Annotated in this window: 12 protein-coding genes and 4 tRNA genes; 14 read left to right on the forward strand and 2 right to left on the reverse strand. The window is 62.1% G+C overall.

What is annotated here, in order from left to right; all coding sequences use genetic code 11:
- Positions 1 to 179: 179 nt before the first annotated feature.
- Both WS69_RS18480 and WS69_RS33505 read right to left on the reverse strand, forming a co-directional pair.
- Entirely contained in the window at positions 180 to 452 is a 273-nt protein-coding gene (locus WS69_RS18480; protein WP_442854912.1) for a transposase, read from the reverse strand.
- 67 nt (positions 453 to 519) lie between these two features.
- The gene (locus tag WS69_RS33505) at positions 520 to 735 is read right to left on the reverse strand and encodes a hypothetical protein (protein ID WP_156438233.1); all 216 of its coding nucleotides are present in this window, start codon (positions 733 to 735) and stop codon (positions 520 to 522) included.
- 84 nt (positions 736 to 819) lie between these two features.
- Between WS69_RS33505 and WS69_RS18485 the strand changes: the two genes are divergently transcribed.
- From WS69_RS18485 to recQ, 14 genes are all read left to right on the forward strand, one after another.
- Positions 820 to 905, forward strand: a tRNA-Tyr gene (locus WS69_RS18485).
- Between the two features lie 43 nt (positions 906 to 948).
- A tRNA-Gly gene (locus WS69_RS18490) sits at positions 949 to 1022 on the forward strand.
- Positions 1023 to 1046: 24 nt separating this feature from the next.
- A tRNA-Thr gene (locus tag WS69_RS18495) sits at positions 1047 to 1121 on the forward strand.
- A 63-nt stretch (positions 1122 to 1184) separates the two neighbouring features.
- Positions 1185 to 2375, forward strand: coding sequence for an elongation factor Tu (gene tuf, locus WS69_RS18500; protein WP_038802783.1), 1191 nt, complete (start codon positions 1185 to 1187; stop codon positions 2373 to 2375).
- Positions 2376 to 2434: 59 nt separating this feature from the next.
- A tRNA-Trp gene (locus WS69_RS18505) sits at positions 2435 to 2510 on the forward strand.
- Between the two features lie 42 nt (positions 2511 to 2552).
- Complete coding sequence (secE, locus tag WS69_RS18510; RefSeq protein ID WP_059472174.1) at positions 2553 to 2933, forward strand: preprotein translocase subunit SecE; 381 nt, start codon at positions 2553 to 2555, stop codon at positions 2931 to 2933.
- Between the two features lies 1 nt (position 2934).
- A complete protein-coding gene (gene nusG / locus WS69_RS18515) occupies positions 2935 to 3492 on the forward strand; it encodes a transcription termination/antitermination protein NusG (RefSeq protein ID WP_004525645.1) in 558 nt (185 codons plus the stop codon).
- Positions 3493 to 3638: 146 nt separating this feature from the next.
- Positions 3639 to 4070: a 50S ribosomal protein L11 gene (rplK, locus tag WS69_RS18520; protein ID WP_059472175.1), complete on the forward strand. Its 432-nt coding sequence runs from the start codon at positions 3639 to 3641 to the stop codon at positions 4068 to 4070.
- A complete protein-coding gene (gene rplA / locus WS69_RS18525) occupies positions 4071 to 4769 on the forward strand; it encodes a 50S ribosomal protein L1 (RefSeq protein ID WP_059472176.1) in 699 nt (232 codons plus the stop codon).
- Positions 4770 to 5066: 297 nt separating this feature from the next.
- Complete coding sequence (rplJ, locus tag WS69_RS18530) at positions 5067 to 5564, forward strand: 50S ribosomal protein L10 (protein WP_059472177.1); 498 nt, start codon at positions 5067 to 5069, stop codon at positions 5562 to 5564.
- Positions 5565 to 5627: 63 nt separating this feature from the next.
- Positions 5628 to 6002 (forward strand): 50S ribosomal protein L7/L12, encoded by a 375-nt coding sequence (rplL, locus tag WS69_RS18535; RefSeq protein WP_038754735.1) that lies wholly within the window; start codon positions 5628 to 5630, stop codon positions 6000 to 6002.
- A 364-nt stretch (positions 6003 to 6366) separates the two neighbouring features.
- The gene (rpoB, locus tag WS69_RS18540; protein WP_059472178.1) at positions 6367 to 10473 is read left to right on the forward strand and encodes a DNA-directed RNA polymerase subunit beta; all 4107 of its coding nucleotides are present in this window, start codon (positions 6367 to 6369) and stop codon (positions 10471 to 10473) included.
- 21 nt (positions 10474 to 10494) lie between these two features.
- On the forward strand, positions 10495 to 14733 hold the full coding sequence (gene rpoC / locus WS69_RS18545; protein WP_059472179.1) for a DNA-directed RNA polymerase subunit beta': 4239 nt from the start codon (positions 10495 to 10497) through the stop codon (positions 14731 to 14733).
- Between the two features lie 191 nt (positions 14734 to 14924).
- Positions 14925 to 16772, forward strand: coding sequence for a DNA helicase RecQ (gene recQ, locus WS69_RS18550; RefSeq protein ID WP_059472180.1), 1848 nt, complete (start codon positions 14925 to 14927; stop codon positions 16770 to 16772).
- Positions 16773 to 16796 lie beyond the last annotated feature (24 nt).

Consider the following 16796-nt stretch of genomic DNA (forward strand, 5'->3'; position numbering starts at 1 on the left):
TCAGCTTCCGAGCCGCTGCGCCGTCGGCGGCGTAGCTTCATCTGCGCGACAAAACGAATTGTTCAGGGCCGACTAGCTTGGCCGGTCGGCGGGGGTAGTGACGCCTCAGCCTTCACCCAGTTGCGAAGCGTCTGTTCAGAAATGCCCAGCTCATGTGGGCCACCACGGTCACTTCCTGGTCACCCCCAGTCCCTGATCCACTTGCGTAGCAGGTTGGCGTTCACCGCGTGCTCCAGCGCTATCCTCGCGACCGATACGCCCGGTTGCATACATGCCTGGACCAATTCAAGCTTGGCCTGCGGATCAAAACGCCGGCGCCGCCCGTCGCGTTCGAAGCCCGTCACCAGGCGTGACCTCAGATCGTCGCTGTGCTCTGTCATTGCGTCCACCTCCTCGTTCAAGTGGACACAATCGTCGCCCGTCCAGCCTCGCAGGAACAGGGCGTCGATCAATGATCGCTTACGACAGCTGTATCCATATCGATCACCATCCTGCAATGATCGGCCCCCAAAACCCCGCTCAGACTCCTTTGCCGTTGGATAAGGCCGGCACTTGGCGGCACTCTTCCAACACCGTATGATTCAGGTCTTCCGTTTCCCGGCGCGTTTCTTGCTGGGCGAGCGGAAGCGACGAAAGGCGGTACCAGACGTTCTCGTTCGGTTCAGTAGCGCGCATAGACAGCCCCGTTGCCGATGCGACGGCAACCGAAAAGCGGCGGCACAGGTCGGACGACATCGGCGCGCTCGAAGAAGGTGCAAATAATCTCAACGAAGCGCTTGACACGAATTCGATGTGCTCCCATAATCGTCAGTTCTCTACGGAGGGGTGCCCGAGTGGCTAAAGGGGGCAGACTGTAAATCTGTTGGCTTACGCCTACGTTGGTTCGAATCCAACCTCCTCCACCAAGACATAAGCACAGAGCGGTATAGGGAATCGTTGCTGATCCTTGCGGGTGTAGCTCAATGGTAGAGCAGAAGCCTTCCAAGCTTACGACGAGGGTTCGATTCCCTTCACCCGCTCCAGTTCAAGCAGTTGAAGCGTAAAGCGCCCATGTGGCTCAGTGGTAGAGCACTCCCTTGGTAAGGGAGAGGTCGGCAGTTCGATCCTGCCCATGGGCACCAGTGAAGTAGTCGGTGTCTGTTTGCGCGCGGCGCAACATGTGAAATTCCTTTCGGGAGTTGAAAATGGCCAAGGAAAAGTTTGAGCGGACCAAGCCGCACGTGAACGTTGGTACGATTGGTCACGTTGACCACGGCAAGACGACGCTGACGGCGGCGATCACGACGGTGCTGACGAAGAAGTTCGGCGGCGAAGCGAAGGCATACGACCAGATCGACGCGGCGCCGGAAGAAAAGGCGCGCGGCATCACGATCAACACGGCGCACGTGGAATACGAGACGGCGAACCGCCACTACGCGCACGTCGACTGCCCGGGCCACGCTGACTACGTGAAGAACATGATCACGGGCGCGGCGCAGATGGACGGCGCGATCCTGGTGTGCTCGGCGGCAGATGGTCCGATGCCGCAAACGCGTGAGCACATTCTGCTGGCGCGTCAGGTTGGCGTTCCGTACATCATCGTGTTCCTGAACAAGTGCGACATGGTGGACGACGCGGAACTGCTCGAGCTGGTCGAGATGGAAGTGCGCGAACTGCTGTCGAAGTACGACTTCCCGGGCGACGACACGCCGATCATCAAGGGTTCGGCGAAGCTGGCGCTGGAAGGCGACACGGGCGAGCTGGGCGAAGTGGCGATCATGAACCTGGCGGACGCGCTGGACACGTACATCCCGACGCCGGAGCGCGCGGTCGATGGTGCGTTCCTGATGCCGGTGGAAGACGTGTTCTCGATCTCGGGCCGCGGTACGGTGGTGACGGGTCGTGTCGAGCGCGGCGTGATCAAGGTTGGTGAGGAAATCGAAATCGTCGGTATCAAGCCGACGGTGAAGACGACCTGCACGGGCGTGGAAATGTTCCGCAAGCTGCTGGACCAGGGGCAGGCAGGCGACAACGTCGGTATCCTGCTGCGCGGCACGAAGCGTGAAGACGTGGAGCGCGGCCAGGTTCTGGCGAAGCCGGGTTCGATCACGCCGCACACGCACTTCACGGCTGAAGTGTACGTGCTGTCGAAGGACGAAGGTGGTCGTCACACGCCGTTCTTCAACAACTACCGCCCGCAGTTCTACTTCCGTACGACGGACGTGACGGGCTCGATCGAGCTGCCGAAGGACAAGGAAATGGTGATGCCGGGCGACAACGTGTCGATCACGGTGAAGCTGATTGCGCCGATCGCGATGGAAGAAGGTCTGCGCTTCGCGATCCGCGAAGGTGGCCGTACCGTCGGCGCCGGCGTCGTCGCCAAGATCATCGAGTAAGCCAGTTACTTGTTGATCGACAGTTTAGGGGGCGGTGTCAGCCGGTCCCAACATGGTCTAGGGGTATAGCTCAACTGGCAGAGCGTCGGTCTCCAAAACCGAAGGTTGGGGGTTCGATTCCCTCTGCCCCTGCCACATAAGCCACGTTCTTTTGCGTGGCGTTTGTTTTAGAGTGTTATGGCGAATCCTTCCGTCGAAACTGTAAATACCTCCGGCGATAAGCTGATGCTGGCCCTGGGTGTATTGTTGGTCTTGGCCGGATTCGCGGGCTTCTTCTTGCTGGATGGCAAGGAGTGGTATATCCGCGGCGCTGCTCTGGCAGTGGGAGTGATCGCCGGTGTGGGCGTTGCGTTGATATCGCTTCCGGGCAAGAGCTTCGTTGCTTTTGCGAAGGATTCGTATCGCGAAGTGCGTAAAGTCGTTTGGCCCACGCGCAAGGAAGCCACGCAAACCACGCTTGTCGTTTTCGGTTTTGTGCTGGTCATGGCTCTCCTTCTTTGGATAAGCGATAAATCCATCGAATGGGTGATTTTCTCGGTGATTCTGGGTTGGAAATGATATGAGCGATACTCCGGCATCCCCGAGCGGAAAACGTTGGTACGTCGTGCACGCCTACTCCGGTATGGAGAAGAGCGTGCAACGTGCGCTTCAAGAGCGCATCGAGCGTGCCGGCATGCAGGACAAGTTCGGCCAGATCTTGGTTCCGACCGAGGAAGTGGTTGAGGTCAAAGGCGGTCACAAGGCGGTGACCGAGCGTCGTTTCTTCCCCGGCTACGTGCTGGTGGAAATGGAAATGACGGACGAAACGTGGCACCTCGTGAAAAACACCGCGAAGGTCACCGGTTTCGTCGGTGGGGCGCGCAATCGCCCGAGTCCGATTTCCCCGCGGGAAGTCGAAAAGATCATGTCGCAGATGCAGGAAGGCGTGGAGAAGCCGCGCCCGAAGACCCTGTTCGAAGTCGGCGAGATGGTGCGCGTGAAGGAAGGTCCGTTCACGGACTTCAACGGCACGGTCGAAGAAGTGAACTACGAAAAATCGAGAGTTCGCGTGTCGGTCACCATTTTCGGTCGCGCAACGCCGGTTGAATTGGAGTTTGGCCAGGTCGAAAAGGTTTGAGCAAATTTCAGGTGGGCAGCTCTGGGAGCTGCCCACCTTCGCGCTTACGGCCCGCGCTAATGGTCGTTGAGGAGCGCAAGTAGTCGCAGGACGAACCCGCGTTATCACTCACCGGACGCTTTCATGCGTTCCAACGAGGTTTTCAAATGGCAAAGAAGATTATCGGCTTTATCAAGCTGCAGATCCCTGCAGGTAAAGCCAACCCGTCGCCGCCGGTCGGTCCGGCACTGGGCCAGCGCGGCCTGAACATCATGGAGTTCTGCAAGGCGTTCAACGCTCAGACTCAAGGCATGGAGCCGGGCCTGCCGGTGCCGGTCGTCATCACGGCATACGCGGACAAGAGCTTCACGTTCGTGATGAAGACCCCGCCCGCGACGGTCCTGATCAAAAAGGCGGCGAAGGTCGACAAGGGTTCGAGCAAGCCCCACACCGACAAGGTCGGCAAGATCACCCGCGCGCAAGCGGAAGAAATCGCCAAGACCAAGATGCCGGATCTTACGGCAGCTGATCTCGACGCGGCCGTTCGCACCATCGCTGGTAGCGCACGCTCGATGGGCATCACTGTGGAGGGCGTGTAAATGGCCAAGATCTCGAAGCGCCGTCAGGCATTTGCCGCTAAGGTCGACCGTCAGAAGTTGTACGCGATCGACGAGGCTTTGGCTCTCGTGAAGGAATGCGCGAGCGCGAAGTTCAACGAGTCGATCGACGTCGCGGTTCAGCTCGGCATTGATGCGAAGAAGTCGGACCAGGTCGTTCGTGGTTCGGTCGTGCTGCCGGCCGGTACCGGCAAGTCGGTCCGTGTCGCCGTGTTCGCGCAAGGCGAGAAAGCCGAGCAAGCGCGCGCTGCAGGCGCCGAAGTGGTCGGTATGGAAGATTTGGCTGAGCAGATCAAGGCCGGTCAAATGGACTTCGACATCGTGATTGCTTCGCCGGACACGATGCGTATCGTCGGTACGCTGGGTCAGATCCTCGGTCCGCGCGGCTTGATGCCGAACCCGAAGGTCGGTACGGTCACGCCGGACGTCGCGACCGCAGTGAAGAATGCGAAGGCAGGCCAGGTGCAATTCCGTGTCGACAAGGCGGGCATCATCCACGCAACGATCGGCCGTGCATCATTCGAGCCGACCGCGCTGCGCACGAACCTGTCGGCGCTGATCGAAGCGCTGCAGAAGGCGAAGCCGGCGACGAGCAAGGGCGTGTACCTGCGCAAGATCGCGCTGTCGAGCACGATGGGCATCGGCGTTCGCGTCGACCAGGGCTCGCTGGCCGCGCAGTAAGCGAAGTATTCGGGCCGCTTCCGCGAGAAGCGGCTCAAAAGGGCTTTGGGCGGTCGTTCGATGCAGCATCGTCGGACGGCCGGTTATCAAAGACCGTTGGTGGGAAAGCTGCAGCCGGGCGATCCCTTAATGCAAGCCAACGCAGATGGCGAACCCGAAAATGTTTTGCAGTGGTGAAGCGGAAGGTCGACGAGCGATCGACGATCTTCGGCGGAAATACTCCTAACGAGTCGGACGCCGTTGTTGAACGAGGTACGCGACGCGTCATGCGGAGCGTATCGATTCTGGAGGCTAACCGTGCCGCTTAATAGAGAAGACAAGCAAGCCGTCGTTGCTGAGGTCGCCGCGCAAGTTGCGAAGGCCCAGACCGTTGTGCTGGCTGAGTATCGTGGGATTACGGTTGGCGATCTGACCACGCTGCGCGCGAAAGCGCGCGAGCAACAGGTTTACCTGCGCGTGTTGAAGAACACGCTGGCGCGCCGCGCCGTCGAAGGTACGCCGTTTGCTCCGCTGGCGGAGCAGATGACTGGCCCCCTGATCTACGGCATCTCGGAAGATGCCATTGCTGCTGCGAAGATCGTCAACGACTTCAGCAAGAGCAATGACAAGTTGGTCATCAAGGCCGGTTCGTTCGATGGCAAGGTGATGGACAAGGCCGGCGTGCAAGCGCTGGCCAGCATCCCGAGCCGCGAAGAACTGCTCTCGAAGCTGCTGTTCGTCATGCAGGCGCCTGTTTCCGGCTTTGCGCGCGCTCTGGCTGCGCTGGCGGAGAAGAAGCAGGCCGAAGCTGCATAAGCGGACGCATCCGGGCACAACAGATCGCTGGCTGTATCCGAATTCAATTTAGGAGTATTTCAAATGGCAATCGCAAAAGAAGACATCCTGGCAGCAGTCGAAGGGATGACCGTTCTGGAACTGAACGAGCTGGTCAAGGCGTTCGAAGAGAAGTTTGGCGTGTCGGCTGCTGCTGTCGCAGTTGCTGGCCCGGCCGCCGGCGGCGCTGCTGCTGCTGCTGAAGAGAAGACCGAATTCACGGTCGTTCTGGCTGAAACCGGCGCCAACAAGGTTTCCGTCATCAAGGCCGTTCGCGAACTCACGGGCCTGGGCCTGAAGGAAGCGAAGGACCTCGTCGACGGCGCACCGAAGCCCGTCAAGGAAGGCGTGGACAAGGCCGCTGCTGACGATGCGAAGAAGAAGCTGGAAGAAGCTGGCGCGAAGGTCGAAATCAAGTAAGTTTCGACGCGCTGTGCGAAGGCTGGCGGTTTTTCACCGCCGGCCTTTTTGTGCTTTGTGGGAGCGGTGTTTTGACACTCTTTGAAGAGAGTCGGACGAGCACCCCTAGAAGCCAAAGAAAAACGCCCATCCACCATCGATCGGCGATTTTCTTTGTCTTCTGAAGCGACTGCAGAAGGCAAGTTTGGTCGGGCAGCGGGCAACACAGGCATCCGCTGCCGTCAGCCAGCGGTTGGTAGCGGCCAACCACCAAGCTTCTCGGCTCGTGCCGTCGGACGGCCATCGGGTCTCAGTCGGTGAACACTCGGGTTTGACACGTCAAGGTATCCCGCCTCGATAGCGCCCGTCGTGATTCGGAGATCGTATGCAATATTCCTTCACCGAGAAGAAGCGCATTCGCAAGAGTTTCGCGAAGCGTTCCATCGTTCACCAAGTGCCTTTCCTGCTGGCCACCCAGCTTGAATCATTCAGCACATTTCTGCAAGCCGATGTGCTCACAGCGCAACGCAAGTCCGAAGGGTTGCAGGCCGCCTTCACGTCGGTGTTTCCCATCGTCTCGCATAACGGCTTCGCTCGTCTCGAGTTCGTGAGCTATGCGTTATCGTCGCCGGCGTTCAACATCAAGGAATGCCAGCAGCGCGGCCTGACTTATTGCTCGGCGCTGCGCGCGAAGGTGCGCCTCGTGCTCCTCGACAAGGAGTCGCCGAGCAAGCCCGTCGTCAAGGAAGTCAAGGAACAGGAAGTGTACATGGGCGAAATTCCGCTCATGACGCCGACCGGCTCGTTCGTCATCAACGGCACCGAGCGCGTGATCGTGTCGCAGCTGCACCGTTCGCCCGGCGTGTTCTTCGAACACGACAAGGGCAAGACGCACAGCTCGGGCAAGCTGCTGTTCTCCGCGCGGATCATTCCGTACCGCGGCTCTTGGCTCGACTTCGAATTCGATCCGAAGGACGTGCTGTACTTCCGCGTCGACCGTCGTCGCAAGATGCCGGTCACGATCCTGCTGAAGGCGATCGGCCTCACGCCGGAACAGATCCTCGCGAACTTCTTCGTCTTCGACAACTTCACGCTGATGGACGAAGGCGCGCAGATGGAGTTCGTGCCCGAGCGCCTGCGCGGCGAAGTCGCGCGCTTCGACATCACCGATCGCGAAGGCAAGGTCATCGTCCAGAAGGACAAGCGGATCAACGCGAAGCACATTCGCGATCTCGAAGCCGCGAAGACCAAGTACATCTCGGTGCCCGAAGACTATCTGCTCGGCCGCGTGCTGGCGAAGAACGTCGTCGATGGCGACACGGGCGAAGTGATCGCGAACGCGAACGACGAGATCACGGAAGGCGTGCTCGAGAAGCTGCGCGAAGCGAAGATCAAGGAAATCCAGACGCTCTACACAAACGATCTGGACCAGGGTCCGTACATCTCGTCGACGCTGCGCGTCGACGAAACCGTCGACAAGACGGCCGCGCGCATCGCGATCTACCGGATGATGCGTCCGGGCGAGCCGCCGACGGAAGAAGCCGTCGAGGCGCTATTCAATCGTCTGTTCTACAGCGAAGACGCATACGACCTGTCGAAGGTCGGCCGCATGAAGTTCAACCGCCGCGTCGGCCGTGACGAAATCACTGGCCCGATGACGCTGCAGGACGACGACATCCTCGCGACGATCAAGATCCTCGTCGAACTGCGCAACGGCAAGGGCGAAGTCGACGACATCGACCACCTCGGCAACCGTCGCGTGCGCTGCGTCGGCGAACTGGCGGAGAACCAGTTCCGCGCGGGGCTCGTGCGCGTCGAGCGCGCGGTCAAGGAACGCCTCGGCCAGGCCGAAAGCGAAAACCTGATGCCGCACGACCTGATCAACTCGAAGCCGATCTCGTCGGCGATCCGCGAGTTCTTCGGTTCGTCGCAGCTGTCGCAGTTCATGGACCAGACCAACCCGCTGTCGGAAATCACGCACAAGCGCCGCGTTTCCGCACTGGGCCCGGGCGGTCTGACGCGCGAGCGCGCGGGCTTCGAAGTCCGCGACGTGCACCCGACCCACTATGGCCGCGTGTGCCCGATCGAAACGCCGGAAGGTCCGAACATCGGCCTCATCAACTCGCTCGCCCTGTACGCGCACCTGAACGAGTATGGCTTCCTCGAGACGCCGTACCGCAAGGTCGCCGACAGCAAGGTGACCGATCAGATCGACTATCTGTCGGCGATCGAAGAAGGCCGCTACATGATCGCGCAGGCGAACGCGGCGATCGACGACAACGGTCAGCTGGTCGACGAACTGGTGTCGTCGCGCGAAGCCGGCGAAACGATGATGGTCACGCCGGATCGCATCCAGTATATGGACGTGGCGCCGTCGCAGATCGTGTCGGTTGCGGCTTCGCTGATTCCGTTCCTCGAGCACGATGACGCGAACCGCGCACTGATGGGCTCGAACATGCAGCGTCAGGCCGTGCCGTGTCTGCGTCCCGAGAAGCCCGTCGTCGGTACCGGCATCGAGCGCACTGTGGCGGTCGACTCGGGTACGACGGTGCAGGCGCTGCGCGGCGGCGTCGTCGATTATGTGGACGCGGGCCGTATCGTGATTCGCGTGAACGACGACGAAGCGGTTGCGGGTGAAGTCGGCGTCGACATCTACAACCTGATCAAGTACACGCGTTCGAACCAGAACACGAACATCAATCAGCGTCCGATCGTGAAGATGGGCGACAAGGTTGCGCGCGGCGACGTGCTGGCCGACGGCGCATCGACGGATCTGGGCGAGCTCGCGCTCGGCCAGAACATGCTGATCGCGTTCATGCCGTGGAACGGCTACAACTTCGAGGATTCGATCCTGATCTCGGAGAAGGTCGTGGCCGACGATCGCTACACGTCGATCCACATCGAAGAGCTGAACGTCGTTGCACGCGACACGAAGCTCGGGCCGGAAGAAATCACGCGCGACATCTCGAACCTGGCGGAAGTCCAGCTCGGCCGTCTCGACGAATCGGGCATCGTCTACATCGGTGCGGAAGTCGAAGCGGGCGACGTGCTGGTCGGCAAGGTGACGCCGAAGGGCGAAACCCAGCTCACGCCGGAAGAGAAGCTGTTGCGCGCGATCTTCGGCGAGAAGGCGTCGGACGTGAAGGACACGTCGCTGCGCGTGCCGTCGGGCATGAGCGGCACCGTGATCGACGTCCAGGTCTTCACGCGTGAAGGCATCCAGCGCGACAAGCGTGCGCAGCAGATCATCGACGATGAACTGAAGCGCTATCGTCTCGACCTGAACGATCAGTTGCGCATCGTGGAAGGCGACGCGTTCCAGCGTCTCGCGCGCATGCTCGTCGGCAAGGTCGCGAACGGCGGTCCGAAGAAGCTCGCGAAGGGCACGAAGATCGACCAGGCTTACCTGGAAGATCTCGACCACTACCATTGGTTCGACATCCGCCTCGCGGACGACGAAGCGGCCGCGCAGCTCGAAGCGATCAAGAACTCGATCGAAGAGAAGCGTCACCAGTTCGACCTCGCGTTCGAAGAGAAGCGCAAGAAGCTCACGCAAGGCGACGAACTGCCGCCGGGCGTGCTGAAGATGGTCAAGGTGTATCTCGCGGTGAAGCGCCGTCTGCAGCCCGGCGACAAGATGGCAGGCCGTCACGGTAACAAGGGTGTCGTGTCGAAGATCGTTCCGATCGAAGACATGCCGTACATGGCCGACGGTCGTCCGGCAGATGTCGTGCTGAACCCGCTCGGCGTGCCGTCGCGGATGAACGTGGGTCAGGTTCTGGAAGTGCACCTCGGCTGGGCCGCGAAAGGCCTCGGCTGGCGTATCGGCGAAATGCTGGCGCGTCAGACGAAGATCGAGGAACTGCGCGTGTTCCTGACGAAGATCTACAACGAGTCGGGCCGCGCGGAAGATCTGGAAAGCTTCAGCGACGACGAGATCCTCGAACTGGCGAAGAACCTGCGCGAAGGCGTGCCGTTCGCGACACCGGTGTTCGACGGTGCGACCGAAGAAGAAATGTCGAAGATGCTCGACCTGGCATTCCCGGACGACATCGCCGAACAGCTCGGTATGAACCCGTCGAAGAACCAGGTTCGTCTGTACGACGGTCGCACGGGCGAGATGTTTGAGCGTCGCGTGACGCTCGGTTACATGCACTACCTGAAGCTGCACCACTTGGTCGACGACAAGATGCACGCGCGTTCGACGGGCCCGTACTCGCTCGTCACGCAGCAGCCGCTGGGCGGCAAGGCGCAATTCGGCGGCCAGCGTTTCGGTGAAATGGAAGTGTGGGCGCTCGAAGCGTATGGCGCATCGTACGTGCTGCAGGAAATGCTGACGGTGAAGTCGGACGACGTGACCGGCCGGACCAAGGTTTATGAGAACCTGGTCAAGGGCGATCACGTGATCGATGCAGGCATGCCGGAATCCTTCAACGTGCTCGTGAAGGAAATCCGCTCGCTCGGTATCGACATCGATCTCGACCGCAATTAATCGGACTACGGAGAGAAGGCAATGAAAGCTCTGCTCGATCTATTCAAGCAAGTCCAACAGGAAGAAGTTTTCGACGCGATCAAGATCGGTCTGGCTTCGCCGGACAAGATCCGTTCGTGGTCGTTCGGCGAAGTGAAGAAGCCCGAAACGATCAACTACCGTACGTTCAAGCCGGAGCGCGATGGTCTGTTCTGCGCGAAGATCTTCGGCCCGATCAAGGACTACGAGTGCTTGTGCGGCAAGTACAAGCGCCTGAAGCACCGCGGCGTGATCTGCGAGAAGTGCGGCGTCGAAGTAACGCTCGCGAAGGTGCGTCGTGAACGGATGGGCCACATCGAGCTGGCCTCGCCGGTCGCGCACATCTGGTTCCTGAAGTCGCTGCCGTCGCGCCTGGGCATGGTGCTCGACATGACGCTGCGCGACATCGAGCGTGTGCTGTACTTCGAAGCATACGTGGTGATCGATCCGGGCATGACGCCGCTGAAGGCGCGTCAGATCATGACCGAAGAGGATTACTACAACAAGGTCGAGGAATACGGTGACGAATTCCGCGCCGAGATGGGCGCGGAAGGCGTACGTGAACTGTTGCGCGCGATCAACATCGACGAGCAGGTCGAGACGCTGCGCACCGAGCTGAAGAACACCGGCTCGGAAGCGAAGATCAAGAAGTACGCGAAGCGCCTGAAGGTCCTCGAGGCGTTCCAGCGCTCGGGCATCAAGCCCGAGTGGATGATCCTCGAAGTGCTGCCGGTGCTGCCGCCGGAACTGCGTCCGCTCGTGCCGCTGGACGGCGGCCGTTTCGCGACGTCGGACCTGAACGACCTGTATCGCCGCGTGATCAACCGTAACAACCGGTTGAAGCGTCTGCTCGAGCTGAAGGCGCCGGAAATCATCGTCCGCAACGAAAAGCGGATGCTGCAGGAAGCCGTCGACTCGCTGCTCGACAACGGCCGCCGCGGCAAGGCGATGACGGGCGCGAACAAGCGTCCGCTGAAGTCGCTCGCGGACATGATCAAGGGCAAGGGCGGCCGCTTCCGTCAGAACCTGCTGGGCAAGCGCGTCGACTACTCGGGCCGTTCGGTCATCGTGGTCGGCCCGACGCTGAAGCTGCACCAGTGCGGTCTGCCGAAGCTGATGGCGCTCGAGCTGTTCAAGCCGTTCATCTTCAACAAGCTGGAAGTGATGGGCGTCGCGACGACCATCAAGGCCGCGAAGAAGGAAGTCGAGAACCAGACGGCAGTCGTGTGGGACATCCTCGAAGAGGTGATCCGCGAGCACCCGGTGATGCTGAACCGCGCGCCGACGCTGCACCGTCTCGGCATCCAGGCGTTCGAGCCTGTGCTGATCGAAGGCAAGGCGATCCAGCTGCACCCGCTCGTCTGCGCGGCGTTCAACGCCGACTTCGACGGTGACCAGATGGCCGTTCACGTGCCGCTGTCGCTCGAAGCGCAGATGGAAGCGCGCACGCTGATGCTCGCGTCGAACAACGTGCTGTTCCCGGCGAACGGCGATCCGTCGATCGTGCCGTCGCAGGATATCGTGCTGGGTCTGTACTACGCGACCCGCGAAGCGATCAATGCGAAGGGCGAAGGCCTGACGTTCACCGGCGTGTCGGAAGTGCTCCGCGCGTACGAGAACAAGGAAGTCGAGCTCGCATCGCGCGTGAACGTGCGGATCACCGAAATGGTCCGCAACGAGGACACGTCGGAAGGCGCGCCGCAGTTCGTGCCGAAGATCTCACTGTACGCGACGACCGTCGGCCGCGCGATCCTGTCGGAAATCCTGCCGGCCGGCCTGCCGTTCTCGGTGCTGAACAAGCCGCTGAAGAAGAAGGAAATCTCGCGCCTCATCAACACCGCGTTCCGCAAGTGCGGTCTGCGCGCGACGGTGGTGTTTGCCGACCAGCTGATGCAGTCGGGCTTCCGTCTCGCGACGCGCGCCGGCATCTCGATTTGCGTCGACGACATGCTCGTGCCGCCGCAGAAGGAAACGATCGTCGGCGACGCCGCGAAGAAGGTGAAGGAGTACGACCGCCAGTACATGTCGGGTCTCGTCACCGCGCAGGAACGCTACAACAACGTGGTCGACATCTGGTCGGCGACGTCGGAAGCGGTCGGCAAGGCGATGATGGAGCAGCTGTCGACGGAGCCGGTGACGGACCGCGACGGCAACGAAACGCGTCAGGAATCGTTCAACTCGATCTACATGATGGCCGACTCGGGCGCCCGGGGTTCGGCGGTGCAGATTCGTCAGCTGGCCGGTATGCGCGGCCTGATGGCGAAGCCGGACGGCTCGATTATCGAGACGCCGATTACCGCGAACTTCCGTGAAGGCCTGAACGTGTTGCAGTACTTCATCTCGACCCACGGTGCACGTAAGGGTCTGGCTGATACGGCGCTGAAGACGGCGAACTCGGGTTACCTGACCCGTCGTCTCGTCGACGTGACGCAGGATCTCGTCGTCGTCGAGGACGATTGCGGTACGTCCAACGGCGTCGCGATGAAGGCGCTCGTCGAAGGCGGTGAAGTCGTCGAAGCGCTGCGCGACCGTATCCTCGGCCGCGTCGCGGTGGCGGACGTCGTGAATCCGGAAACGCAGGAAACCCTGTACGAATCCGGCACGCTGCTCGACGAAACGGCGGTCGAAGAGATCGAGCGCCTCGGCATCGACGAAGTGCGCGTGCGCACGGCGCTGACCTGCGAAACGCGCTACGGTCTGTGCGCGTCGTGCTACGGCCGCGACCTCGGCCGCGGCTCGCTCGTGAACGTCGGCGAAGCGGTCGGCGTGATCGCGGCGCAGTCGATCGGTGAGCCGGGCACGCAGCTGACGATGCGTACGTTCCACATCGGCGGTGCGGCATCGCGTGCGGCAGTGGCTTCGTCGGTCGAAGCGAAGAGCAACGGTACCGTGCGCTTCACGGCGACGATGCGTTACGTCACGAACGCGAAGGGCGAGCAGATCGTCATCTCGCGTTCGGGCGAGGCGATGATCACGGACGATATCGGCCGCGAGCGCGAACGCCACAAGGTGCCGTACGGCGCGACGCTGCTGCAGCTCGACGGCGCGCAGATCAAGGCGGGTACGCAGTTGGCCACGTGGGATCCGCTGACGCGTCCGATCATCACCGAGTACGGCGGTACGGTGAAATTCGAGAACGTCGAGGAAGGCGTGACGGTCGCGAAGCAGATCGACGACGTGACCGGCCTGTCGACCCTCGTCGTGATCGACGTGAAGCGCCGCGGTTCGCAAGCTTCGAAGAGCGTGCGTCCGCAGGTGAAGCTGCTCGACGCGAACGGCGAAGAAGTGAAGATCCCGGGCACGGAGCACGCGGTGCAGATCGGCTTCCAGGTCGGCGCGCTGATCACCGTGAAGGACGGTCAGCAGGTGCAGGTGGGTGAGGTGCTCGCGCGTATCCCGACCGAAGCGCAGAAGACGCGTGACATTACCGGCGGTCTGCCGCGAGTCGCCGAGCTGTTTGAAGCGCGTTCGCCGAAGGATGCGGGCATTCTCGCGGAAGTCACCGGTACGACGTCGTTCGGCAAGGACACGAAGGGCAAGCAGCGTCTCGTCATCACGGATCTCGAGGGCAACCAGCACGAGTTCCTGATTGCGAAGGAAAAGCAGGTGCTGGTCCACGATGCTCAGGTCGTCAACAAGGGCGAAATGATCGTGGACGGCCCGGCCGATCCGCACGACATCCTGCGTCTGCAGGGTATCGAGGCGCTGTCGCGCTACATCGTCGATGAAGTGCAGGACGTGTACCGTCTGCAGGGCGTGAAGATCAACGACAAGCACATCGAAGTGATCGTACGTCAGATGTTGCGCCGCGTGCAGATCGTCGACAACGGCGATACGCGTTTCATCCCTGGCGAGCAGGTCGAGCGTTCGGACATGCTGGACGAGAACGATCGCATGATCGCCGAGGACAAGCGTCCGGCGACGTACGACAACATCCTGCTGGGTATCACGAAGGCGTCGTTGTCGACCGACTCGTTCATCTCCGCGGCATCGTTCCAGGAAACGACCCGCGTGCTGACCGAAGCCGCGATCATGGGCAAGCGCGACGATCTGCGTGGCCTGAAGGAAAACGTGATCGTCGGTCGTCTGATTCCGGCGGGTACGGGCCTCGCGTTCCACAAGGCGCGCAAGGCGAAGGAACTGTCGGATCGCGAGCGTTTCGACCAGATCGCAGCGGAAGAGGCGTTCGAGTTCGGCACGCCGGCAGCGCCTGCCGAAGAGCCGCAGCATCCGGCGGAGTAAGTGAAGCGGCGCGAGCCGCTTTGCCAGTCTGCTGATGAAGCCGCCCGGTTTCGACCGGGCGGTTTTTTTTTGCGAACCGTTCGGCGGCGAGTCCGCCGAACGGACAACGTGCGAACGCCGTTCCCCTTTCATTGCGGGGACGTTGGTAAAATTCCGCCCACCGGCTCTTTTCGCTGTCCTCCATTCGATCCATGTCCCGCGCGCTCGAAATTCTCAACGAAGTCTTTGGCTATCCCGCCTTCCGAGGTCAACAGGGCGAGATCGTCGAGCACGTCGCGGCGGGCGGCGACTGTCTCGTGCTGATGCCGACGGGCGGGGGCAAGTCGCTCTGTTATCAAATTCCGGCGCTCGTGCGCAGCGAGGCGGGTCGCGGCGCCGGCATCGTCGTGTCGCCGCTGATCGCGCTGATGCAGGACCAGGTCGCCGCGCTTTCCGAAGTCGGCGTGCGCGCCGCGTATCTGAATTCGACGCTCTCCGGCGCCGAGGCGGCCGCGACCGAGCGCGCGCTGCGCGACGGCGACATCGATCTGCTCTACGTCGCGCCCGAGCGGCTCATGACGCCGCGCTTCCTCGATCTGATCGAGCGCGCCCGCATCGGCCTCTTCGCAATCGACGAGGCGCACTGCGTGTCGCAGTGGGGGCACGACTTCCGGCCCGAATACATCCAGCTGTCGGTGCTGCACGAGCGCTTCCCGGACGTCCCGCGGATCGCGCTGACGGCGACCGCCGACGCGATCACACGCGACGAGATCGTCCAGCGGCTCGCGCTCGACGACGCGCGGATTTTCGTATCGAGCTTCGATCGGCCGAACATTCGCTACCGGATCGTCGAGAAGGACAACGCGCGCGCGCAGCTGCTCGACTTTATCCGGGCAGAGCACACGAATGCGGACGGCACGACCGACGCGGGCGTCGTCTACTGCCTGTCGCGCCGCAAGGTCGAGGAGACGGCCGAGTGGCTGAAGGCGCAAGGGGTTCGCGCGCTGCCGTATCACGCGGGGATGGAATTCGAAATCCGCCAGAGGCACCAGGAAATGTTCCAGCGCGAAGAAGGCGTCGTCATGTGCGCGACGATCGCGTTCGGGATGGGCATCGACAAGCCGGACGTGCGCTTCGTCGCGCACCTCGATTTGCCGAAGAGCGTCGAAGGCTACTATCAGGAGACGGGCCGAGCGGGTCGCGACGGCATGCCCGCCAACGCGTGGATGGCGTACGGGCTCGGCGACGTGGTCCAGCAGCGCAAGATGATCGACGAGTCGGACGCCGACGACACGCACAAGCGCGTCCAGACGTCGAAGCTCGATGCGTTGCTCGGGCTGTGCGAGACGGCGTCGTGCCGCCGCGTCCGGCTGCTCGCGTATTTCGGCGAGACGAGCGCGCCGTGCGGCAACTGCGACACCTGTCTGGAGCCGCCGGCGACGTGGGACGCGACGCGCGAGGCGCGGATGGCGCTGTCGTGCGTGTTTCGGGCGCAGCGCGCGAGCGGCTTCAATTTCGGCGCGAGCCACCTGATCGAAGTGCTGCGCGGCGCGCGCAACGAGAAGGTGCTGCAGCGCGGCCACGAGAATCTCAGCACGTTCGGCATCGGCGCGGAGCTGTCCGAGCCCGAATGGCGCGCGATCTTCCGGCAGCTCGTCGCGTTCGGCTACCTCGCCGTCGATCACGGCGGCTTTGGCGCGCTCGTGCTGACCGAGGCGAGCAAGCCGGTGCTGAAGGGCGAGGAGAAGGTCACGCTGCGTCGCTACGTGAAGCCGGCGCGCACCCGCCAGTCGTCGGGCCGCAGCGGCGCACGCGTCGATCCGACGGCCGGCATGAATCCGCGCGAGCGCGCGTGCTGGGAGCGGTTGCGCGCGTGGCGGGCGGAAACCGCGAAGAGCGACGGCGTGCCCGCGTACGTGATCTTCCACGACGCGACGCTCGCGGAGATCGCCCGCAACGCGCCGGAGTCGATCGACGATCTGCGCCATATTCCGGGGATCGGCGCGCGCAAGCTCGACCGCTTCGGCGATGAGATCCTCGAGGTCGTCGAAGCGGCCTGACGCGCGTCGCCGGCGCCCGCATCT

The sequence above is a fragment of the Burkholderia sp. BDU5 genome (assembly GCF_001522845.1).
GTDB lineage: Bacteria > Pseudomonadota > Gammaproteobacteria > Burkholderiales > Burkholderiaceae > Burkholderia > Burkholderia mayonis.